We start from the raw sequence: 19,620 nt of genomic DNA, 5'->3' as shown, positions 1-19,620 counted from the left end.
TGCTCGCGATGGCGGTGCCACATTCACAATCAATGTGCCTGACACACCGCTATCGCGAGCAGGCTCACTCCTACAGGGGACTCGTGGGTGTGAGATCAGTCTTTGGCTTCGGCTTTCGGGTCGAGGCACGCGGCATCGATCACGCAGCGATAGCTGTTCTCGCGATTGCCGCTGGCGGTGACTTTTTCGATCGACCAGCGCCCACGCATGAAGTCCGGCCAGGTCTCGTCGAGCAGCACAAGGCCTTCGGCGGCCAGCAGTGGATTGCCGGGGCAGGTGATTTTCACCTTGTATTTTTGCCGGAGCATCTTGCGCACTTCGCCTTCGCCGACGGCGATCGCATCGGCTTCGCTGGGTTGTTTCTGGCGGAGGGTCTTGAACGGCGCAAGCCCCGTTTCAACCCAGCGCAACACGCCGGCAGCACCATCCCAGAAACAGGTCTTGCAACCCTTGGTCTGCTCGCGGGCAGACTCCTCCAGCGTGGCGCTGACGAACGCGTGATCGCCGGGACGGTTGTTGCTGGTCACCGACAAGGTCACGTCCGCCAGCACCTGGCCCGACAACGATTTGGTCTGGCCGGGACGGGCCAGCACGTACACGTCGTTGTAGGGTTTGGTCACCGCGTTGTACTTTTTCGCCAGGCGCGTCAGAAAGCTCATGTCGGTTTCGTTGGACTGGTCGACGTGCTCGATTCTGATCATCGCCACCTCGGGCGCAACGCGCGGTGAAAAGCCATGGCTCGACACCAGTTTGCGAAACAGCGCACCCAAGGTGGTCGGGCCATGACTGGCGGTGCGGCGTTGCTTGAAGCCCGTCTCATCATCCTTGCTGAACGGCGCCGCCGTGGCCACCAGCGTCAGGCGGAACGGGAACAGCGTCGGCGTCAGGCGCGTCACTTTGAACTGGCCCTTGTCGACCATTCCCGACTCCAGATAACCGACCTCAAGGCCGATTTTCCCGCCCAGATCCGGCAGCCCTTCGAGGCCTTCAAGATCAATCGTCAACGTCAGTTGATCGGACTCGAAACCGGCAGCGTCGATGTGTTCCCAACTGATCAGGCGTTGATTGAGCAGGGCCGAATGGGCCCCGTAGAGTCTTACCGTTGGGGTGAAACCCAGTGTCATGAAACCTCCTTAATCCCAGGCCGTGAGCGGTTTGATCTTGGCCGGTTTCGAGTCGAGTTCCGGCAACGTGACCCAAACACCCGCAGGCAGGATCGGGCCGTGTTCGGCCAGGGTCGGGTTGAGTGTCCACAGAGCATCTTCGGCGGCGTCATCACTGCGCCCGGTTTCGCGGTAGAGCAGCAGATTCACTGAATCACCGGCCACGCTTCGTACCTTACGCATTGTTGAACTCCGTTAATCCGACCACCCACTTGATCACCATCGCGGTGCCGTCATCGATGACCTCGCTCTGGTTCTCGTCGATGCTGTTGATCCGCCACAGACCCCAGTTGCGCCCGATCCCGTCAATCAACGGCAGCGGCACCCGCTGTGCCTGAAGTGCGCGTAATTCATCAAGTCGATCCATGGCCACGGCATACATCGATGTGCCGCTGATGGTCAGCGATTCCGCTTTCTGCCCGGTCTGACTGGACTTGGGTTTGCTGGTCAGGATCTGGATGTCGCTCCAGCCACCGTCGGACTTTCGCGCCAGCGTGCTGTAAGCAAAGTTGCGCGACAGGCCGAAGATGAAACTGCCTAGAGCCATTTGTTGTTTCATCAGGCGACTCCATCGGTCAGGGCTGCGTCACGGCGGGTGGCGAGCGGATTGTTGGTCAACAGCGGCAGGAACTGCCCGTGGAATTGCCCGCTCAGTTGTTGGCCGATGATCGTACGAATCTGCTCGGCAGTATCTGGCGCCGGACAGGTGACCTGGATCAGTGGGGAGAAGGTGACTTGCTGGTTTTGCGTCTGCGCGCTCGGCAGTTCTTTGGCAACCTCTACCGGCGGGGCGAGTTGGTTCGGTGCAGGCGTCGCGAGTTTTTCACCCAATGCGCTTCCCCACTGATTGCCATAGTAGGTGCCAGCTGCTCCGCCAACCCCTCCACCGACAAGTGCCCCGGCAGGACCGGCGAAAGCCCCCAGGAAGGCACCAACGCGCGCCCCCAGGTAATTTCCAGCAACCCCACCCACCAGGCCGCCCGCTCCTCTAGCTGTTTGTTTGCCATCGGCATCGAGCAAGCCGTTGACCACGTCCATACCGGAGTCGAGCATCATCAACGGCATACTCAGAGGGCCAGCTACACGACCGATACGGGCACCTTGACTGACCAGACTTCGGCCTGGACCGGATGTCAGGTATTTAGCTCGGTCAAGCGCAACGGATCCCAGAGTCTTGGCATTGTTAAGCCCAGCGGAACCCCAAGTCTTGGCATTGTTAAGCCCAGCGGAACCCCAAGTCTTGGCATTGTTCAGCGCAACGCCCCCCCAAGCCTTCGCACCGTTAAGCGCTGCGGAACCCCAGGATATGGCAGTTGTGCCGACGAACTTGAGGTTGTCGATAGTGGATGTCGTTCCTCTAATGCCCTTGGCCAGCATCGACCCAGCGACCTGCACGCCCTTAATACCGGCAATACTCAAAATCAACGTACGCGCGAGCTCCGGTGATTCTTCAGCCATGCTGCTCAAACCATCAGTCGCCCAAGCCATCACCCCGGTGAGCCTGTCAAAATCAGCCAGCACAGCAGCGCCAGCGGAGCTAAAGAGACGATCTTTCTGAGCGGTGAAAATGTTCCAGCCCGTTTGCGACGTATCAGACAGTGCCCGCGCAGCCTGATTGACTGCCCCGCCCTCCTCGCCTCGCGCCGAAGATGCGTACTGCTGTTTATCTTTGACGAGATCAAATGCACCTCGCACATCAGCGCTGCGCTCGAGCATTTTCACAACCGGCTGGTCGATCGAAAAAAGCGTCATCGCCAGGCTGGCTTGCTGCTCGGGGGATTTTGTCTTCAGCGCCTCAAGCACCTTGAGAATCGCGCCGGGGGCATCCCCTTGCATTTGCGCAGCGAGGGACTTTGGATCGAGGTCGAGTTGAGCGATCACCGCTTTCTGACTAACTGATGCGTTGTCGCCCAACGCCAGCGTCGTGGTGATCCTCTCCAGTGCCACGCCGGCGTCAGCCCTGTTTACGTTGACATTGAGCATTGCCGCAGCAAAAGCCGCAGTCTGTTCGGGACTCAGCCCGGCACCTTTTGCCGAAGCGCCATAGTTGCTGAGGATCGAACCAATATCAGCCACCGAGGCACTGAGTCGGCTTCCCAGCACACTGGTAGCATCGGCGAGGTCGAGGGTCTTTGCTCGGTCGAGCCCCATTGAGGTGCGCCAGCCGATCAGCAGATCCGCAACATCCGGCGCCTTCATCTCAAAGGCTGTGGCCGTGATGCCAGTGTCTCGAGTGAAATCACTGAGGTCTTTTTGCCGAGCGGCTTCATTCTTCTGTTCGCTGCCAACTCCACCCTTGACACCGGCATACATTACGCCTGCCAGATCCAGCACCGTGGTACCGCCGGCTGCCACTTTGCGCTCGGCGGCCATTTTCTCCAACGACACCCGCAACGCATCGCGTTGATCGCCCTCAACGCCTGCAACCCGTCCCAGTCGCGCCATCGCGCTATCAAGGTTGATCGCTGGCTGCAGGTATTTGAAAGGTTGCGTTGCGCCATTGACGCCTGACGGTTTCGACTCAGCTCCCACGGCCGCGCTGCCCGCTAGTGCTGGCCGGTCATTGAGAGACTGTTGCAGCGAGCGCTGTGAAATCAGCACAGCGTGTATCGACCCCAACACATCCCTGAGCTGAACCTGCTCGGCGGTCAGATTTCGCAATTCGCTGGTGGCATCGGCCAGCGCCAGGCTTAGCCCGGCAACACTGCCGTCAAAGTTCGAAGCAGGTGTTGCGGCTCCTGCTGACATCGTCGGAGCCATCAAGGCGGCAGTCTTGCTGGCCGTGCTCAATGCCCGGGTTTCTTGATTGACCTCAGCGAACGTCAACGCATAGTTATCATCTGCCATGCCGCTCTACTCCTGTTTCACGCCAAGGCGAGTGATCGCTATGTCGTAGCGGCGCAACGCCTTTTCGGCGTCCCATTCCAGAATCTCCGCCTCACTTACCGGGTAAATGAGCGGGACGATATCGAGGATTACTTCGATGTCGCGTTCCGAAAGTAGGCCGCCGGCTGGTTTAAAAAATCGTCGATGCGCACCTGCAATTGGGTCCAGTCAGGGACGCTCAGTTGGGCCAGATCGGGGATCATCAGACCGGTGCAATGGGCAGTGATGAACTCGGCGCGTTCTTTGGCCGTTTTAAGTTTCTTCATCACTTTGGTGGCGCGCAGTGCGGGCATTTCCAGCGACAACGAGGTCACGGTGCGGCCAGTCACGGCGAGCGGTTGCAGCAGTTGCACTTCGTCAGGATCGTCGGACTTTTCCGCGTCCTCGACCTGCTCCAGAAAGTACGACGCCGGACGGGTCGACATCTCGTGCACGTACTGGGCGATGCTCACGTAGTCCGGGCGTTTGAGCTGGTCGAGCTCCTTGACCGACAGGCCGGTGGCGAGCAGCGCCAGTTCGAAGAACTGATCGTCTTCATCATCGCCGGCGCGTTCCAGCGCTTCTTTCTGTGCGGCGTAGAACAGTGGCTTGAGCTGAATCTGCTCGATCTGCGCGCCGTCGTCACCGGTGATCGGCGACAGCAGGTCATGCTTGGGTGGCATCCACGACATGTATGAATTCCTTGGTGATTCTTGAGGGGGTATTGCTAAACATCGGCCAGTCACACTGGCCCAATGTGGGAGCGAGCTTGCTCGCGAAAGCGGCCTGACATTCAGCATTGATGTCCACTGACCTGGCGCCTTCGCGAGCAAGCTCGCTCCCACAGGGTTTTATGATTGCCTGTAAACCGGGGTTACGGCATCAGCACCGCACGGCGCGCATCACCGAGGATGTCGACGCCGTTGAGCACGAACTTCTGGGTGCGCACGTCGATGTCGATCACCGGGATGCCGTTTTCCAGGCGGTTGTAGGTGCGGCAGGAGAAGTCCAGCGTCGTCAGGGCTTTGCCGCCCATCTTGATCGCGTCTTCACCCATGGTTTTGAGCTTGCCCCCGATGGTGTGATAGGTGAACCAGGTGTTGCCGTCCTGATCCTGACCGGCTTCACGCACGTTCAGCAGGATGTCGTCGCCCAGCTTCACACCCATCGCCAGCAACACTTCTGCACCGGTGCCTTGCAGCTTGAGCGTGGCGTTCAGCGGCTTGGCACTCTTGGCCATTTCCTCAACGATGAAGCGCCCGCCCGTCATGTTTTCCATGTCGAAATCGATTTTCGGCGGGGTGAATTCCTCCACGGTCGCCGACAGCGGCAGGCCTTGCAGGGTGGCCGCGATGGCCTGTCTTACGCGGTTGGTAAACATTAGAGAACGTCCTCCAGGAACTGCTCGATGATTTCATCGCGGGCGTTGAGTTGATAAACCATGTGTTCGTTCGGCGCGTAGCGGCCATAGTCGATGACCACGTACCAGGTGCCGTTCTTGTACTTCTCGACGCTGTTGAGTTCCGGGTGCAGGTACACGCTGCCGCCAGGAATGGTTTCGTCGGCGACCAGGGTTTGCAGCCAGTCGTTGATGCGCTTGACCTCCTGATCCATGAACGACTTGGTCAGGTTCTTGGCCATGGCTTTCTGGCCGGCCTTGACCAGCTTGCGGCTGATCGCATCTTCAAGACCGACGTAGCTGATGAACTTGCCGGTGATCGAGCGGTTACCGAGCAGCGAGAAGCCGCCGAGCACGGTGCGGGCGTAATAGCTGACACCGTAACGGTTGAGCAGATCGCCTTCGGTGGAGGTGTCGAGGATGTTGTATTCAACGACGCGGGACACGTCTTCGGCGTAGGTCACCTGGTTGCCCGGGCTCTCCCACTGCTTGACCTTGGCCAGCGCGGCAATCGCCAGGCTGGACGGCGCGAGGAAGACGTTTTTCTTCGCGGCTTTCGAGTACACGGCGGGCATGTTGTGCACCACCAGGCAACGGTCGAAGCCTAGGTCGGCGCCGCCCAGTTCCTGGCTGTAAGTCACTTGATCTGCGACCGAGGCATCCTTGCCGTCCAGCACCACACGGGCCTTGATGCGCTTGCCGAACGAGGCGAACTCGCTGGCCACCGCTTTGGTGCCGGTGAAGCCTGGCGCGCCGATGATGGTCAGGTCTTCCGGGACACTGCCCAGTGCCGCCAGACCGAGCTTGCGGCCGGTGGTTGGATCGACACCGCCGATCACTGCGTTGACGGTGTCGGCCGGGGTCGCGCCCGCTTCGACGACCACCACATAGACCGGCACCTTGACCACTTTGAGGATCTGGTAAACCGCGTGGTACAGCGTGCCTTCTTCGGCGCCGGTCGGATCGAGCAGCGCATGGGTGGTGAAGCTGTTGATGCGGAACGGTGCGTTGCGCGGAATCAGCGGATCGGCTTTCGGCGCGGTGCCGACCAGACCGATGACGTTGTCACCCAGGCCACCCATGGCCTCGGGGGATTCGGTGGCATTGACGGTAATGCCGTTGTGCTCGAAGTTCAAAACCTCAGCCATGGTTAGTCAGCCTTCTTGGCAGCGGCCTTTTTGGCCTGGGTGGAGGGTGTTTTCAATTCCAGTCGACCGGCGCTGTGCAGCGCACTGGCCTCGACGTCGAGCAGATCAAGGTCTTGACCGACGCTCGACCAGTGCCCACCGCCGGTGGGGAATGGAACGAGCACGGTGTAGGTTTGGCGGGTTGCCATTTTTCGTTTCTCCATAAACAGGAAAGCCCCTCGTGGGGAGGGGCTTGGCGGGTGTTGAATTTTTTGAGCGGATAAGAAAACGCCCCGGGGTGCGGGGCGTTTTACTGAAGGTTTGCGACTGGCGTTTCAGGCAAGGAATCTGGCCAGCCCTCGGTCAGCATTTCGCTGCTGAACGTTCCCGCTCGAGCAGACTCGGACAGCGCTTTTTCCCGATCAAAGCAGGCCTGAACATGAGACCTGACAGCCTGTGCAATTTGCAGTATCTGTTGGGCTGTCAAATCGACAAACCCGGCAACGGACTTGTAGCTGCAACGATATTCAGGATCGAGCATCGCGGAAACCGCCATTCCAGCAATCAGCGATTGACTGTCACGGGATGAATCGATAATCAAACCGGCGACCACGATACCCGAACCTTCTCGGCGAAATCGCTCCTGCGCAATCAGGTCCAATTGGCGCTTCAAGACCAGCTCGCCGTTCGCGAAACCAAATGAGTTTTCCAGTTCCTGAAGGGTGGGTTCATGGTCGAAGAGTACTTCACCGTCAGCCAATGGCCAGTCCGAGGCGACACATCGAAAGGTCGTCCCCACATTTGAGTAGGCTCTCAACATAGATGACTCCTTAAAAAGTGTATTGGGAGATGTGGACATCGTTTGCACGAGAGACCGACGCATAGAGACGGTAATAGATCGTCTGTGGAGTCGCCATGACCAGGTCCGAGAACGGACTTAGAACACCCAGTCCGACGATTCCACCAATGCCGCATGCTTTCATACCTACTTCGGTAACATCCGGAGAAAGCCCCAGAGAGCCACCGCCCGGAAAATCAGCGCTACCAATGTAATGAATGTAGCCACCGACGGTTTTTGCATTCTTCGGAACAACAGAGGCCAGCGAGATCGGTGTCGGCGACATCGACATGCCGTTTTCCAGCACTACCGTCCGAGCAATGGAAATTGAACGCTGATGTTGAATGCCGGGGTTCATCAATCGACTGGCACCGGTTTGCCACACGCTGACCAGCGCACTGGCGCTATAACCGGCGGGCATATTCGTGCCCGCATAAATTTCAGGAGCGGTACTCAATGTCGCATTGACGCCCAGCAGCTTCGCAACCTTCAACTCGGGGTTGTAGATGACGTAAATCCCGACACTGCCGTTTGCTGGAGCGATACCGGTGTCCATGCCACCTGCACAGACGGTTGTCAGATCGAGCGATAGATTGAGATTCGCCAACTTGTACTGCGCGACACCCGGTTGCTCGACAATCAGTTGATCAGCAGTAACCGTTGCAACGGAAGCCGCGACAGGCAGCGATACTCTCAGATTACGCATGGCGCCTACTTCCGCACCATTTAGGCGAGCCAGTTTGACTTCAGTAGCCAGAGAGGCGATATCGATGCTTCCCTGATTGATCGGCGCGTTCCAGGCTTTGATGCACCACATCACTGCCAGGTTTCGCGGACGTGTCACACCATAGTGCGCCTGAGCAAAAAGGGAGGTTCCTGGGACATTCACTCCGCTTGCCGTGTAAACACCGACTCCGGAATAGTCAGCCATCACCGGAATGTCCCAGCCCAGACCAGTTCGATTAGCACTGATCCCATTGAGCCCATGAACCTCAGCACCATTGTCGTCGTTACCGTAGAGCAGTGAGCCTTTCTGATAGCTGCCAACTGCGCGACCTGCATCTACTCCTCGGCCATGATCCCAACCACGCAGGAACTCACCGCGCGACTCCGGCAAGCGGAAGTTATCCGCCCCCTCGTTACCCTTGTTGTAAGTGGTACCGAGAAACGCCGCCAGATCCGGATAGGTCGCAATGCTCTGCACACTGCCATCCAGTTCCAGATAACCCGGCGCAACGATCCCCGTCGGGAAAGCCAAAACAGCGCCCACCGGAACAGCGGACTTGAGTCGTTCGACTTCCTTGGCCAGTGCGGCTACATCGATGGTTCCCTGATTGACCGGGGCGTTCCAGGCTTTGATGCACCACATGACGGCGATGTTGCGTGGGCGAGTCTCCGTGCCCCCCCCTTTCATGGGGCCACTGTACAGACCACCGATGCCGTTACCCGCGAACCCATTCGCTTGGTCGTTCGACAAATATGATTTCAGGCTGCCGCCGGCCGTACCGTAAACCTTGCCCCATACGCTCTGACTTACCGAAGCGTTTGAAACACCAGGGATCCCCGGAACAGCAGTGTTATCGACTAGATAATTATCCACGTGGACGTGGTTGATTACACTTTCACCCTCAGACGTTCCGATGACACGTCCCGCGTTAACTCCCCGTCCGTGATCCCAGCCACGCAGGAACTCGCCTCGCGCTTCCGGCAACCGGAAGTTCCCAACACCCTCATCACCCTTGTTGAACTTGCCGCCCAGATAAGCGCTCAAGTCCGGGTAAGTCGCACTGCTCTTGACGCTGTTATCCAGCTCCAGAAAACCCGGCGGCGGTGCATCCACCGGGAACGCAACAATCGAACCCACCGGCAAGGCCGATGCCTTGGCAATCAACGCCTCGACTTCAGACTTGGTATAGGAATCCTTAATCCCAAACCCTGCCAGCGTTTCAGGATTGGCCCCGGCAGTCGCCCGACCATATTCATCAACCGTCAGACTCTTGTAAGTCCCGGCCGCAATCCCCGTGCGCCCGGCGAGCATCTTGAACGTCAGCGCAGTAGTGCCAAGGGTAATCGGCGCATTCGTGGTCAGGTGCCACAGCGAATCACCGTTCGCCGTGCCCTCCTCGACCATGACCGTCAGGCCTGGAGTGACCTTGGCGCTGGAGTTGGCATCGGTTGCCCGTACCCAATCGCCATTGGCGACGATCCACAGGCCGTTGTCCTTGGCCAGGGTCTGGTTCGCCAGCAGCACACGGTCGCCGGAAATCACGGCGACACCGTCGATCTGCTGCGCACCGTTCAACACGATGTTGGTGGAGGCCGCAACGCGCACCGATTGCTTGCCATCGAGTTTGCCGAGTTCTTCGGCCAGATAACTCATGACCCAGGCACGGGTGGCCTTGACCACGGTGTCGTCGATCAGCAGCGTCACCAGGGATGCATTGCTGGTCTCGAAAATCGAGCGAATGTAGAACTCTTTGCCCGAACCCGAAGTAGCCAGAACCGGTTTGAATGACTCCGGATATTTGACGATGGCGTAGAGAATGCCGGTGTCAGTCCACAGCCCGGCCTCTCGCACATACCAGCCGCCAACATCGGGCGGAATGGTCACTTCGGCAAGCAACCAGCTCGGGTTCTTCTCGTCTTGGAACAGGGCGTTGAGCGGCCCGCGCCAGACTTCGCGTTTCAGCGCGGTGGCGGTCGCGGCCGGGTTGTAGACCGCGCCGCCGCCGTCGCCGACAGAAATCTGCGTCAACTTGATCGGCACGCCCGCGGCCTTGCACGCCGTTTCGTAGGCAATCCCTGCGTTGGTGAGCAGGGTGTAATAGTCAGCCATTCAGGCCCCCTGAGGATAAATAGTGGATGTTTCGACGGTGTACATCGCGGCGGCCATGAACGCCTCGCCAGAGGTTTCAAGCCCTTCGATGAACACCGGATAAACCGTCGTCAGCTCACCGCAGAAAGTCGCGGCGGCGATGGAGTGGCTGCCGAATGCGCTCAAGCCAACCGTCACCGAAAGGATGTCCCGTTCGCTCTTGGCATCGGCCAGACGACGGTCGAGACGGGCGTCGATTTCTTCGCTGTAGGGTTGCTCGCTGAAGGCGCGCACGGAGAAGCTGTAAGGCACGCCGGGCGGCGTCTGTTCGTACCAGGCGCGAACTTCCGGGCGCAGTTGCAAACCCTTGGCTGCGTTTTCCAGCGCCTTGCGAGTGCCGGCCTGGCGCGCGGTGGGCCAGGCCAGTTCGACGGTCAGGCGCTTTTCCGCTTCCGGAGCGCTGGTGCTCCATTCGGCGACACCGCGATCCGCTGCCAGATACGGCAGGAATGCGACCGGCGTTTCGCTCGGGTTCATCAGTTCGGGGAACGGCGGCGCGATGCGATCAAGCAGTGCGCCGAAGCCCAGATCCAGCCCGCGCTCGAGTGCCGAGCTGTTGGCCGGCAGCAACGTCGGGCTATGCGTTGACTCACTCATAACGTCAGCACCTCGACCTCGACTGCCGTGCAGTACGGCGCCTGAAACGCCGCGGTGACGATCGGCGCCAGCGGTTCAAGAATCTGCAGTTGCACGGCGCCAGCGCTGTGCAGCGTGTAGTCGATCCAGCTCGGATCGACCCGCCCTTCGAGGCGATGGCAACTGTCGGCGTAGGCCTGCAATTGCTGCTGTGCGGCGACTTTGGTCAGGCCCGAGTCGGGGCCGGAATTGATCTTGGCCACCACACGAATCTTGTAGCGTTGAATGTCGGCAGGCTTGACCGTGACCAGGTCGGTTTCCGGTCGCACATCAGGGCGGGCGAAGTGCTGACGCACGCCATCGAGCAATGCGGCGGATGGCGTGCCATCGCCGTCTCGCGACAACACCGTGACCTGCACTTCGCCCGGCGCCGTGCGCCGACCATTGCCGTCCTTGACCTGTGCCGCCAAGCCGTCCGGGTTGAAGGTGTAGGTGACGTTCACCACACCGCCATCGCTGGATTCGACCTTCACCGTTGGCCGTTCACCGAGGGTGAATACCTCGCGGCGATACTGCATCCGCGATCCCGCAGCCGGCGCATGCGGCGCCAGGTAATAGCGCAGCCGGGCGTCGTCATCACTTTCATAAATCGGCGGTACAGGCGGAAATGCCGCCGGGTCGCCGGGGTCGAGCAACTGCCGCTCCAGGCCCATGTCCGCCAGCCGTGCGTCGAGGTTGCTGCCAGTGGCCCACCACGCCAGCATCTGCTTGATGCGAGCGTTGTATTTGCGTTCGTGGGTTTGCAGGCGCACGCAGAAAGCCTCAAGCGCCAGGGTCAGCAGTTCGCTCTCGTTGTCGAGGCTGGTCTTGAGTTTCGCCGCGCTTTCGGGCGCTCGGGCGCCGACGTACTCGACGACGAAGGTCTTGAACTCGGCGAGCAGGTCTTCGAAGGCGTCGACGGTGATCAGCGCCGGTTCGGCCAATTGGTTCTGGCCGGGGATCAACATGCTCATGTCACTACCTCGAAGGTCTGTTGACGGTTTTTCCAGGTGCCGGCGAAACGCAGCAGCAGACCGGCGCCCTGACGGCTGGCGACGATCACGCTCGGCTGAAAATCGCTGATCCCGTTCTGCGCGTTGTAGAACGCCTGAGCCGCGTGGCTCTGGGCCAGAAGCAGAACGTCGTCACCGAGGTTCTGCCCCAGCAGCGTGGGGATCAGCGAGCCATAAAGGGGCCTTTTTTGCCGGGTGCCCAGCGGCGTGGTCAGGGCCCGGGTCGCGCGCTGCACAAACTGCAGCCAGTCGTCGACCGTGGCCCCGGAGTCTCTATCGATTCCGATCATGGGAAGCTCTTGATTCAGGGGCTGATGACGCGGCCCTGGTGATCCACCAACGGGCCGCTGAAGTGCACGCCCGAGGCGTCAATGCTCAGGCCGACGGCGCCGAGTTGCAGGCTGATCAGCTGTGGCGTCATCGTCAGTTGCGCCGGGCCGATGCTCAGTGCAAGCGACTCGCGAGAACCGGTGAAAGCCGCCGGGCCGTTCTGCCAGTGCAGAATGTGTGTGGCGTCGTCGTAGCCGCTTTCACTGCCATCAACGTGCACCCGGCGCGTCAGCGTCGGTACCGTTGCCGTCGGTGGAAAGCGGTCACTGTTCAAACCAAACAACGCCACGCTTTGCGCGCCACTTTCACCGCTGCCGTAGTTGAGCAGCAGGCACTGCTCGCCCACGCTTGGAATCCGCGATTCGCTCTGCGCTCCGGCGCTGGGGTTGAAGAACTTGATCGCCGGCGTGAGCAATCCTCCGTGGCTGACTTGGCAAGTGTTGCTCGCCGCATCGACAGCCTGACAGACGCCGATGCGACAGAAACTCTCGGCGCGGCGGTGCAGGTCGTCGATTTCCGCTTCCATCTCGGCCAGCCGCTCGATGATCGGCCCCAGTTGCATGCGCAGTAATGCGTCGAACATCGGTCAGGCCTCCAGCGCGGTGTATTGGTCCGGGTCGTCGATATTGCTGACTTCCCAGGTACGGGCGAATTTCGGCGTGCCGAGCGGGTCGTCGAGCAAGGTCGGGCCGAGATAGAGGGTCTGGTTGAACGTCAGAGTCCAGGCTTTGTATTGCTGCTCGGCGCGTGTGAGCACTGACGGCAAACCATCAATGTTCATCGGCAGATCACATTGAGCGCCGGGCAGGCTCCAACGGTTGTCGGTGATCAGGTTTTTCAGTACGGCGATCAGATCGCAGGCGGCAAATGCGCTCGCAGAAAGTGCCGGAATGACTTGCAGCGATACCGTCATGACGTGGGCAATTCGCCCGTCAGCGGCACGTGCACCGGGTGCATTACGGTCGAAGTCGATCAATGCCCAAGCCTGAGCGCCGGGTGCCGTGAAGTCGTCGTGATTGCCAACTTGCAAATTAAGGCCGGCGCTGTTGCGCAGGGTAGTCGCCATCGCCGTGAACAGCTGCGAAGGCTGCTGGATCGGTGCGGGCATGCATGACCTCCTTTTCAATTGTCCACGCGCAGCCCCGCCGCATGAGTTGTGCAGCGAGGCAAGAAAGTGTTGAGTTACTGTGGATCGCGCGGCGGGGGAACTTCGCAGACGCCGATGCGCTTGGCGGCCCAGCGTTCGTACAGACCGATGGCCACGTCGGCCCCGGCCATGGCGGTCAGGCAACCGAAGGCACCAGCGGCCCAGATGGATAGCCCGGCGGCGTACAGCAGCATGATCGCCGAGACGCCGCAGATCATGCAGGCCCCGGAGCGCAGGGCCAGACGCCGCAGCAATGACCAGCCACGGGCGCCCTCCTTGTCGGCGCGCCACATTTCGCCGGACACCCCGCCCACCACGGCAAGGAGGATGACCAGCCAGATCGGCATGTCCGCCAACGCTTGTTGCTCGTTTGTCATGTCACGCCTCCTGGTTCTAGTTGATGAGTGTTGTGTGTTGGGTTCAAGCGATGTCTCTTCAGGTAGGCATTCCGAAAAGCCCGGCGTTGAGGCCGGGCTTTTCAGTAATGCACTCCTTCGCCTTCCTTCAAATCCTGTATCCGAGAAGGAAGCTGACTTTTCGGCGCTACTGGCGCGGTACGAGTCCATTCAAATTGTTTTTCCGACCGCGGTCCCTGCCCGCCGGATAACTGCTCTTGGTGCTTTACGCTGCACACCCGGGTCAGTTGCCAACCCTCTGAACCGTTGAGGCCGGTTCATCGCTGCCTGTTCTTGTGGAACTAAAGAGCTGTTGTTGCCAGCCGCTTTGTCGAGCGGCTTGGTGGCAAGAATATGCATGGATGCATATACAGTCAATGCGTAAATGCATTTATTTATGCGCGAGAAATGCACGGACGCATGCAGACCGCATAAATCAAGGCGCCGAGGGTTTTGTTCAGGCGAAAAAAAACCCGCCATGAGGCGGGTTTTATGCGAAGGGGAGTACTTATCGAGCGTACATGCCCCACCAGAAGACGTGACCAAGGATGACGATCTGCTCGTCCTGCATATCCTGGAAGCTGTAGTCCTCGTCCGGATGTTCATCGCGGTTGAAGCTGCGCAGACGGATGCCGGTCGGCAGACGATAGAGCTGCTTCACGCGCAACTGACCGTTGTGATTGATCGCGTACAGGTCGCCATCAATGATGTCGCCGATCCCGCACTTGCCGGCGTTCACCCCGACCGTGGCGCCATCACGCAACACCGGCATCATACTGTTACCGCGCACCGTCACGCATTTGGCCTGGTCGAACTGCACACCGTTGTGGCGCAGGCTGCGCTTGCCGAAGCGCAGGCTAGAGCGTTCGCTCTCTTCGATGACGAATCTTCCTGATCCAGCAGCCAATTCAACCTCACGAAGAAAGGGCACCGACACCTCGTCGTCATCGACAGGGGTATCGTCGTCCCACAGGCTTATGTCCTTGAGTTCCGCATGCACGTCATCGCGCGCGCCACCGGTCGCGATCGCGACATCGGCGCGGCCACGCAATTGATCGGTGCTCACATTGAAGTATTCGGCGATCTTCGAGATATGTTTATCCGAAGGATCGACGATCTTCCCGCTGAGAATCCGCGAGAGCGTTGATTGAGGCACGCCGGTGCGACGGTGGAGCTCCGTGGGGGAGATCCCGTGCTGGTCGAGCAGTGCTCTTAAGACGGAGGATACGTTGCGTTTTTGCATAACGCGCATAGTGCTTGAAGTTTTTTCCGAAGACAAATGCTGATTTGCATAAATCGTGCATAAATCACAATTAAACGCAAAAAGTGTCAGCCGGCCGTCATGCCTGCGTCGAGCCGACCGCCCATGGTAACCTTGCGCCCATCGCGGAAAAGCCCGGCGGTTGCCCTCGCTTTTGCCCTACATCATTTAACGAGTTACCTGACAATCCGATGAATAAAGCCGTCTCCGACCTGTCCTCCCACACCCCGATTGTGTTGGAGTACTAATGCAAAAAAGCCCTACACCCCCGAATAACAAGGGGAATAGGGCTTAATTGACAAATCAGGCTTATTGTTCATTTGGCATTAAATGGCATTGATTGGCGTACGGTTTGCCCCATTTTTGCCCCATCAAGATTTCTTGCCCTGGCCGGGTGACCCTCCTTGCAACGGCCGATTGGAACCATGGACTTTCTCTTTGAGCCTGGTGAACGGCGTCGATGAAGTCTGCCGCTTCGCTACCATCTTACTGCCCCGACTGGTACGCCTCAGAGCCTGCATCGTCACAGCCCTTCGTTCCTTAATGGCGCACAACGCATCCTCGAAAGAAATCCCCTGCTCATCAACAAGAACCTGCGCTCTCTCCCTGTGCTTAGATTCCCGATACGCTGAATTTTTCCCCATCACATGTCCTCCTGGTTAAATGTGAATGCAGTTCGTCGCATCACCATCGCTGTCATTATCCCTTATCGATTACTGTATATATAAACAGTACAGATAAAGCGTTACTGTGGATCCCTACGAAATCGAAGACACCTCTGACTGGCTCGGTAGTCCGACGCAGCTCGACACCGTTAAGCATTACGCGCACATGCTCGAGGACGAAATCCGGGAGCTCAAGCTACAGCTGCGTACAGCCAAGGAAAACATATCAGGACTGGTGGAGATGCACGCCGAAATTACACGGGATCGGGATGAGGCTATGAGAAATCTTAGGGAGCAGTCTGGCGCCCTAGCAGTGCTGCGCTTGAAAGAGCGTGATCTTCAGACAGTATCTCGCGGCAAGGATCGGCTCATTGAGGACTTGCGGCGCCAGGTGCGCAACAAAGGCTCAGCGTGATACTTCCCGCACGTATGCCTGGCATGCGGCTAGCGCAATCAGTCCCTGGTCGCCGGCATCGGTGATGGCGACAATTCGTTGAGCATGCGCTGGGTCAAGTCGGGCGCGTGTTCCTCCATAAACCACGCCGCCGGCTGCGGTACCCGCTGGCACTGAGCAACCACTGGCTGGATCCGTGGAGTCGAGAAGGACTGACAACCGCAGATCAGCAGTGGCAAGGCGATCACGCAGGCGAGCCTGGTTGTGTTGAGCATTGCTCAATTCCTTATAGTGAGTTTGTTCGCTGAACGACAGGCGCTGCTCGAGGGCCAGACGATGGTCCTGATCGACGCGCACTTGAGCTAAGGCCGCGTTGCTGATGGCGGTCAAATCGGCCTGGTGGGAGTTCGCCTGCTCGGCCAACTCCCGGCCGTAGATGTTCGCCTGCCATCTCCAGGCCGCCGTTGCGCTGCCAGCCATCAGCAGTAAGATCATCAACAGTGTTCCGCTTAGCCGCCAGACAGGAGGGATCATGCCAGTACCTCCAACGCCTTCGCCCACAACTTCAGCCGATCGGCCTGGCCATTGAGCCCGCCATTGATCCGACGGGTGATGGTTTCGAACTTATCGGCGTCGGCTAGGGTGTTCAGCCCCTTGGTCGCCCAGAACCATGCGGCCGACAGACAGGCATACTGCGGCTGCTCCAGCAGCTCCGGCTGGCTGATCAGATCCAACCCCAGCGCTTCGCCGCACGCCGCATAGTTGGCCCGACCGGTGACCTGTATCAGGCCCCTACCCCGGTACTTGAAGCCGTCGGCCGGAACGGTATTGCCGAGATTTAACCTGCCTTCGTACCTGGACTGAGCAGCGGTCGGCCCCCATATCTCGCGGACGTAGACCAACTGACCGGACTCATGTCCGATCTGGGCAATGAATGCGGCCACGCGCTTGGGGCCCACAATCTGGAACCGGCCCATGGCCACATTTAGAACAGGTGCAAAAACGCCGGCTTGTTTGCCGGCGTTCGGGAGGATCTGCAGCAGCTGCTGCTGGGTTATGGGCATGGGTTTCTCCAATATTCTTGCCAGAAATAACGATGTTGTTACACTGCACGCCACTTAAAGCTGGCAGTAATCGTAAGGGAATATCTTTTGAAAAATCAGAAGCTGCATATAGGTATATTGTTTTCACTAATAATTATATGTGTCGCTATGTTCATGCAGAATGCCCCGCATATTTGGGATATTCAACTTTGGGATGAAACCCTATACATGGCGACTGGCATATTCAATTGGGATAATCACTTCCGATTTTATGAAGTCTCACCATTATATTCGTACATTTACAAAACAGCATGGTCTTTTATGGGGGATCCAGCCACATTACACCTTTGGATGGGCGTATCAGTAGTTGCAGCGGCCATTGTTTCCACCGCTGTTGCGGTTTTTATAGTTAGTAGAAATACGGCCCTATCAGCAATTACCGTCGCAGTTATGATAGCTTCAGGGTACTCAGAGGCGTTTCCAAAACTTGTATATGCTGCAATCTCCATAATGAGCATTGGCTTTGCAGTATCAACACTTGCCCCTCGACTTCATACGAAGATGGCAATAATTGCGCTCACTGCCTTCACGGCAACATTTATTAGGCCTGAATTCGTAATAGCATTCTATGCCGCAACAACTATTTCTTTTATAGCAGCATTGGCCAGCATAAAGTCATTTCGAAAAGATCGACTATGGTTTGGCTTGACGATCGCAGCACTGTCTTTCATTGCCTTACTTTCGAAACTTTGGATATTTCCAGTATTGAGCGGTGGTGCACGGGCTCTTATGGCTTTTGGCCAGCACTACAGCCTTTATCTTTTTGATACAGGGAAAATTAATAACACTGACCCATTTTTAAACTACGAAAAAATACTCGCACAATTTCTTCCTGGCGCTACTTCAGAGGTAGATGCGTTTCAAAAATACCCAGGAGAAATAATCGCCTATTTCTTATTTAACGTAGCAAGTGCTTTTAAAGCCGGCTTCAGCGCGATTTGGGAGACAGCTACAAACCACCCTATTTTAATTGTTGCCATCGCCGCTCTTCTTATTTATTGCGCATCAAAAAGAAAACGCGGCAATTTTAATATAGGGGATGCCGCATCCTGGCTAATCTTGTGCGCACCAACAGCCATGTCTATTGTTCTTATATTCGCTAGAGAGCACTATCTAGTTGTTGCGGCCACTCTAATCATGTTGATCGCAGCGTTGGTATTTCGCTGGACAGGACCTCGCGACACGATAGTTGGTGCTGCGGGCATCTTGGTACTAGCTACCATAATTGTGAAACCGATCCCGCCGACAGATCAGTTGAATCTTCAAACAGCGTTATCATTGAAAGCCCAAAAGCCTTTCGGATCGCTACTTGAGTTAGATGGTGGCTGGTGCTATTACGCACCAACCACATGCCACCCAGTGTTTGCGCTTGATGTAAAGACAACTAACCTGGCCAGATACCTTGATGAGGGGCATATAAACGGCGTAATGGCTAGTCCAAAACTTTTGGAGTGGGCTAAAGATAACGATCAACCAGAGCTTGTGAAGTTTATCAACGATGGCGCTTACGGGTGGACAAAAACAACATTATCCAAGGATCATGTACTTATTAGAAGAGATAATCTTGACATGACTGACTGGGGAACTGTACTGACCTCTAACGCCATGAAGTATGTTAGTGTAAATCATATTGGAAAATTGCATGGGAATGTATCCAAACTAAATAAGACTACAATTTATGCCCACCCCGGCGCCAGCGACCCTACATCGTTTTCGATCGACCTAGGGCGCCTTGCAAAAGACGCTTCATGTTCCGGCGCGAAAGTTACTGCTAAAATTGATGAAAGAGTTCCACCAGAAGCTATAGCCAGAGGAGGCGCTGTAATTGGCGTCGCCTTTGATGGCGGCAAGAACGATGAGCAGAGAGGTATTGTTCGCAGCGAACATGCCATGACCTTGTCATATCAGGCAGCCCCCCCAGTTTTGAAAGTTATCATTGACGATCATGGGAATCCTGATACCGACTGGCTAAACATTGATATTCAGCCAATCGGTTGTGGCGGCTAAGTGCCCGCAGGGTATTCTGGTCTTGCTGGAAGCGACTTGATAGACCCGTTTGAGGTTGCGGTCACGATAGAGCGCAACCCCTTGCGATAATCAACCCAAGTTGAAGGCACAGCGACGGTGCCTTCATAGCAACGAAGGACTGTAATGTCAGAAGCATAGAGAGCCGCCCTTGCCGCAGCCTGTAGCGCCGCCCAGGCTGCGGCCGCCTCCTGCGCCAAAACTTGTTCATCATCTATCGGAGCTGGCGCGACTAGCACGCCATCGTTTACCGTAAAACCTGGCGTGCTGATGCACTGCTGCCACTCTTCGTCGGTGATCTCAATGAATGAGCAACCATCAGGTGGTGGGCTTTCGACAGAATCATAAAAGGCGACGATGCCGCCCTGCGTGTTGTATGCAGCGAGTTTTTGTCCCATTTTATTC

At 57.6% G+C, this 19,620-nt stretch carries 22 protein-coding genes; 2 read left to right on the top strand and 20 right to left on the bottom strand.

Annotation, left to right across the window (positions count from 1 at the left end; genetic code table 11):
* Positions 1-95 precede the first annotated feature (95 nt).
* The 17 genes from QMX91_RS03750 to QMX91_RS03670 all read right to left on the bottom strand — a co-directional run bounded on the left by QMX91_RS03750 (position 96) and on the right by QMX91_RS03670 (position 15,010).
* A complete protein-coding gene (locus QMX91_RS03750) occupies positions 96-1,124 on the bottom strand; it encodes a phage late control D family protein (protein ID WP_282412267.1) in 1,029 nt (342 codons plus the stop codon).
* A gap of 9 nt (positions 1,125-1,133) precedes the next feature.
* Positions 1,134-1,346, bottom strand: coding sequence for a tail protein X (locus tag QMX91_RS03745; protein WP_098967490.1), 213 nt, complete (start codon positions 1,344-1,346; stop codon positions 1,134-1,136).
* A complete protein-coding gene (locus QMX91_RS03740) occupies positions 1,339-1,722 on the bottom strand; it encodes a phage tail protein (RefSeq protein ID WP_047601251.1) in 384 nt (127 codons plus the stop codon). Before QMX91_RS03740 ends, QMX91_RS03745 begins: the two co-directional genes overlap by 8 nt.
* The gene (locus tag QMX91_RS03735; protein WP_282412266.1) at positions 1,722-4,010 is read right to left on the bottom strand and encodes a phage tail tape measure protein; all 2,289 of its coding nucleotides are present in this window, start codon (positions 4,008-4,010) and stop codon (positions 1,722-1,724) included. Before QMX91_RS03735 ends, QMX91_RS03740 begins: the two co-directional genes overlap by 1 nt.
* Before the next feature lie 128 nt (positions 4,011-4,138).
* A complete protein-coding gene (locus tag QMX91_RS03730) occupies positions 4,139-4,720 on the bottom strand; it encodes a phage tail assembly protein (RefSeq protein WP_027611060.1) in 582 nt (193 codons plus the stop codon).
* A gap of 182 nt (positions 4,721-4,902) precedes the next feature.
* On the bottom strand, positions 4,903-5,409 hold the full coding sequence (locus QMX91_RS03725) for a phage major tail tube protein (RefSeq protein WP_282412265.1): 507 nt from the start codon (positions 5,407-5,409) through the stop codon (positions 4,903-4,905).
* Positions 5,409-6,575, bottom strand: coding sequence for a phage tail protein (locus QMX91_RS03720; protein WP_282412264.1), 1,167 nt, complete (start codon positions 6,573-6,575; stop codon positions 5,409-5,411). The genes QMX91_RS03725 and QMX91_RS03720 overlap by 1 nt, the downstream gene beginning before the upstream one ends.
* Positions 6,576-6,577: 2 nt before the next feature.
* Positions 6,578-6,763 carry a hypothetical protein gene (locus QMX91_RS03715; RefSeq protein ID WP_007964321.1) on the bottom strand — a complete coding sequence of 62 codons (186 nt, stop codon included), beginning with the start codon at positions 6,761-6,763 and terminating at the stop codon, positions 6,578-6,580.
* A 101-nt stretch (positions 6,764-6,864) separates the two neighbouring features.
* A complete protein-coding gene (locus QMX91_RS03710) occupies positions 6,865-7,374 on the bottom strand; it encodes a DUF4376 domain-containing protein (RefSeq protein ID WP_247839998.1) in 510 nt (169 codons plus the stop codon).
* A 10-nt stretch (positions 7,375-7,384) separates the two neighbouring features.
* Positions 7,385-10,228 (bottom strand): phage tail protein, encoded by a 2,844-nt coding sequence (locus QMX91_RS03705; protein WP_282412263.1) that lies wholly within the window; start codon positions 10,226-10,228, stop codon positions 7,385-7,387.
* On the bottom strand, positions 10,229-10,864 hold the full coding sequence (locus QMX91_RS03700) for a phage tail protein I (RefSeq protein ID WP_282412262.1): 636 nt from the start codon (positions 10,862-10,864) through the stop codon (positions 10,229-10,231).
* Positions 10,861-11,856 carry a baseplate J/gp47 family protein gene (locus tag QMX91_RS03695; protein ID WP_282412261.1) on the bottom strand — a complete coding sequence of 332 codons (996 nt, stop codon included), beginning with the start codon at positions 11,854-11,856 and terminating at the stop codon, positions 10,861-10,863. The genes QMX91_RS03700 and QMX91_RS03695 overlap by 4 nt, the downstream gene beginning before the upstream one ends.
* Positions 11,853-12,185, bottom strand: coding sequence for a phage baseplate protein (locus tag QMX91_RS03690; RefSeq protein WP_003222189.1), 333 nt, complete (start codon positions 12,183-12,185; stop codon positions 11,853-11,855). Before QMX91_RS03690 ends, QMX91_RS03695 begins: the two co-directional genes overlap by 4 nt.
* Before the next feature lie 14 nt (positions 12,186-12,199).
* Positions 12,200-12,808 (bottom strand): phage baseplate assembly protein V, encoded by a 609-nt coding sequence (locus QMX91_RS03685; protein ID WP_282412260.1) that lies wholly within the window; start codon positions 12,806-12,808, stop codon positions 12,200-12,202.
* Between the two features lie 3 nt (positions 12,809-12,811).
* Positions 12,812-13,333 (bottom strand): hypothetical protein, encoded by a 522-nt coding sequence (locus QMX91_RS03680; protein ID WP_098967477.1) that lies wholly within the window; start codon positions 13,331-13,333, stop codon positions 12,812-12,814.
* A gap of 74 nt (positions 13,334-13,407) precedes the next feature.
* Complete coding sequence (locus QMX91_RS03675) at positions 13,408-13,749, bottom strand: phage holin family protein (protein ID WP_003222183.1); 342 nt, start codon at positions 13,747-13,749, stop codon at positions 13,408-13,410.
* A gap of 526 nt (positions 13,750-14,275) precedes the next feature.
* Positions 14,276-15,010, bottom strand: a complete 735-nt coding sequence (locus tag QMX91_RS03670; protein ID WP_027611049.1) for an XRE family transcriptional regulator — start codon at positions 15,008-15,010, stop codon at positions 14,276-14,278.
* A 768-nt stretch (positions 15,011-15,778) separates the two neighbouring features.
* Between QMX91_RS03670 and QMX91_RS03665 the strand changes: the two genes are divergently transcribed.
* Positions 15,779-16,108 (top strand): hypothetical protein, encoded by a 330-nt coding sequence (locus tag QMX91_RS03665; protein WP_282412259.1) that lies wholly within the window; start codon positions 15,779-15,781, stop codon positions 16,106-16,108.
* Here the strand turns inward: QMX91_RS03665 and QMX91_RS03660 are convergent.
* Together QMX91_RS03660 and QMX91_RS03655 are read right to left on the bottom strand one after the other, a co-directional pair.
* Entirely contained in the window at positions 16,100-16,582 is a 483-nt protein-coding gene (locus tag QMX91_RS03660) for a lysis system i-spanin subunit Rz (protein WP_282412258.1), read from the bottom strand. The genes QMX91_RS03665 and QMX91_RS03660 overlap by 9 nt on opposite strands.
* 35 nt (positions 16,583-16,617) lie before the next feature.
* Positions 16,618-17,151 (bottom strand): glycoside hydrolase family 19 protein, encoded by a 534-nt coding sequence (locus QMX91_RS03655; RefSeq protein ID WP_282412257.1) that lies wholly within the window; start codon positions 17,149-17,151, stop codon positions 16,618-16,620.
* An 87-nt stretch (positions 17,152-17,238) separates the two neighbouring features.
* Here QMX91_RS03655 and QMX91_RS03650 point away from each other — a divergent pair, with 87 nt between their 5' ends.
* Positions 17,239-19,197 (top strand): hypothetical protein, encoded by a 1,959-nt coding sequence (locus tag QMX91_RS03650; protein WP_282412256.1) that lies wholly within the window; start codon positions 17,239-17,241, stop codon positions 19,195-19,197.
* Here QMX91_RS03650 and QMX91_RS03645 read toward each other — a convergent pair.
* Complete coding sequence (locus QMX91_RS03645; RefSeq protein ID WP_282412255.1) at positions 19,194-19,613, bottom strand: hypothetical protein; 420 nt, start codon at positions 19,611-19,613, stop codon at positions 19,194-19,196. The two genes, QMX91_RS03650 and QMX91_RS03645, sit on opposite strands and share 4 nt — an antisense overlap.
* Between the last annotated feature and the right edge of the window lie 7 nt (positions 19,614-19,620).

It is taken from the genome of Pseudomonas sp. PS01299, assembly GCF_029960145.1.
In the GTDB taxonomy this organism is placed as follows: Bacteria; Pseudomonadota; Gammaproteobacteria; order Pseudomonadales; family Pseudomonadaceae; genus Aquipseudomonas; species Aquipseudomonas putida_A.
Note: the sequence above shows the minus strand (reverse complement) of the source record. Positions and strands in the feature narration are given on the sequence as shown.

Excerpts from the sequence above, each read along its gene's own strand:
- QMX91_RS03750 (WP_282412267.1), bottom strand. The coding sequence starts at position 1,124 with ATGACACTGGGTTTCACCCCAACGGTAAGACTCTACGGGGCCCATTCG.
- QMX91_RS03745 (WP_098967490.1), bottom strand. The coding sequence starts at position 1,346 with ATGCGTAAGGTACGAAGCGTGGCCGGTGATTCAGTGAATCTGCTGCTC.
- QMX91_RS03740 (WP_047601251.1), bottom strand. The coding sequence starts at position 1,722 with ATGAAACAACAAATGGCTCTAGGCAGTTTCATCTTCGGCCTGTCGCGC.
- QMX91_RS03735 (WP_282412266.1), bottom strand. The coding sequence starts at position 4,010 with ATGGCAGATGATAACTATGCGTTGACGTTCGCTGAGGTCAATCAAGAA.
- QMX91_RS03730 (WP_027611060.1), bottom strand. The coding sequence starts at position 4,720 with ATGTCGTGGATGCCACCCAAGCATGACCTGCTGTCGCCGATCACCGGT.
- QMX91_RS03725 (WP_282412265.1), bottom strand. The coding sequence starts at position 5,409 with ATGTTTACCAACCGCGTAAGACAGGCCATCGCGGCCACCCTGCAAGGC.
- QMX91_RS03720 (WP_282412264.1), bottom strand. The coding sequence starts at position 6,575 with ATGGCTGAGGTTTTGAACTTCGAGCACAACGGCATTACCGTCAATGCC.
- QMX91_RS03715 (WP_007964321.1), bottom strand. The coding sequence starts at position 6,763 with ATGGCAACCCGCCAAACCTACACCGTGCTCGTTCCATTCCCCACCGGC.
- QMX91_RS03710 (WP_247839998.1), bottom strand. The coding sequence starts at position 7,374 with ATGTTGAGAGCCTACTCAAATGTGGGGACGACCTTTCGATGTGTCGCC.
- QMX91_RS03705 (WP_282412263.1), bottom strand. The coding sequence starts at position 10,228 with ATGGCTGACTATTACACCCTGCTCACCAACGCAGGGATTGCCTACGAA.
- QMX91_RS03700 (WP_282412262.1), bottom strand. The coding sequence starts at position 10,864 with ATGAGTGAGTCAACGCATAGCCCGACGTTGCTGCCGGCCAACAGCTCG.
- QMX91_RS03695 (WP_282412261.1), bottom strand. The coding sequence starts at position 11,856 with ATGAGCATGTTGATCCCCGGCCAGAACCAATTGGCCGAACCGGCGCTG.
- QMX91_RS03690 (WP_003222189.1), bottom strand. The coding sequence starts at position 12,185 with ATGATCGGAATCGATAGAGACTCCGGGGCCACGGTCGACGACTGGCTG.
- QMX91_RS03685 (WP_282412260.1), bottom strand. The coding sequence starts at position 12,808 with ATGTTCGACGCATTACTGCGCATGCAACTGGGGCCGATCATCGAGCGG.
- QMX91_RS03680 (WP_098967477.1), bottom strand. The coding sequence starts at position 13,333 with ATGCCCGCACCGATCCAGCAGCCTTCGCAGCTGTTCACGGCGATGGCG.
- QMX91_RS03675 (WP_003222183.1), bottom strand. The coding sequence starts at position 13,749 with ATGACAAACGAGCAACAAGCGTTGGCGGACATGCCGATCTGGCTGGTC.
- QMX91_RS03670 (WP_027611049.1), bottom strand. The coding sequence starts at position 15,010 with ATGCAAAAACGCAACGTATCCTCCGTCTTAAGAGCACTGCTCGACCAG.
- QMX91_RS03660 (WP_282412258.1), bottom strand. The coding sequence starts at position 16,582 with ATGATCTTACTGCTGATGGCTGGCAGCGCAACGGCGGCCTGGAGATGG.
- QMX91_RS03655 (WP_282412257.1), bottom strand. The coding sequence starts at position 17,151 with ATGCCCATAACCCAGCAGCAGCTGCTGCAGATCCTCCCGAACGCCGGC.
- QMX91_RS03645 (WP_282412255.1), bottom strand. The coding sequence starts at position 19,613 with ATGGGACAAAAACTCGCTGCATACAACACGCAGGGCGGCATCGTCGCC.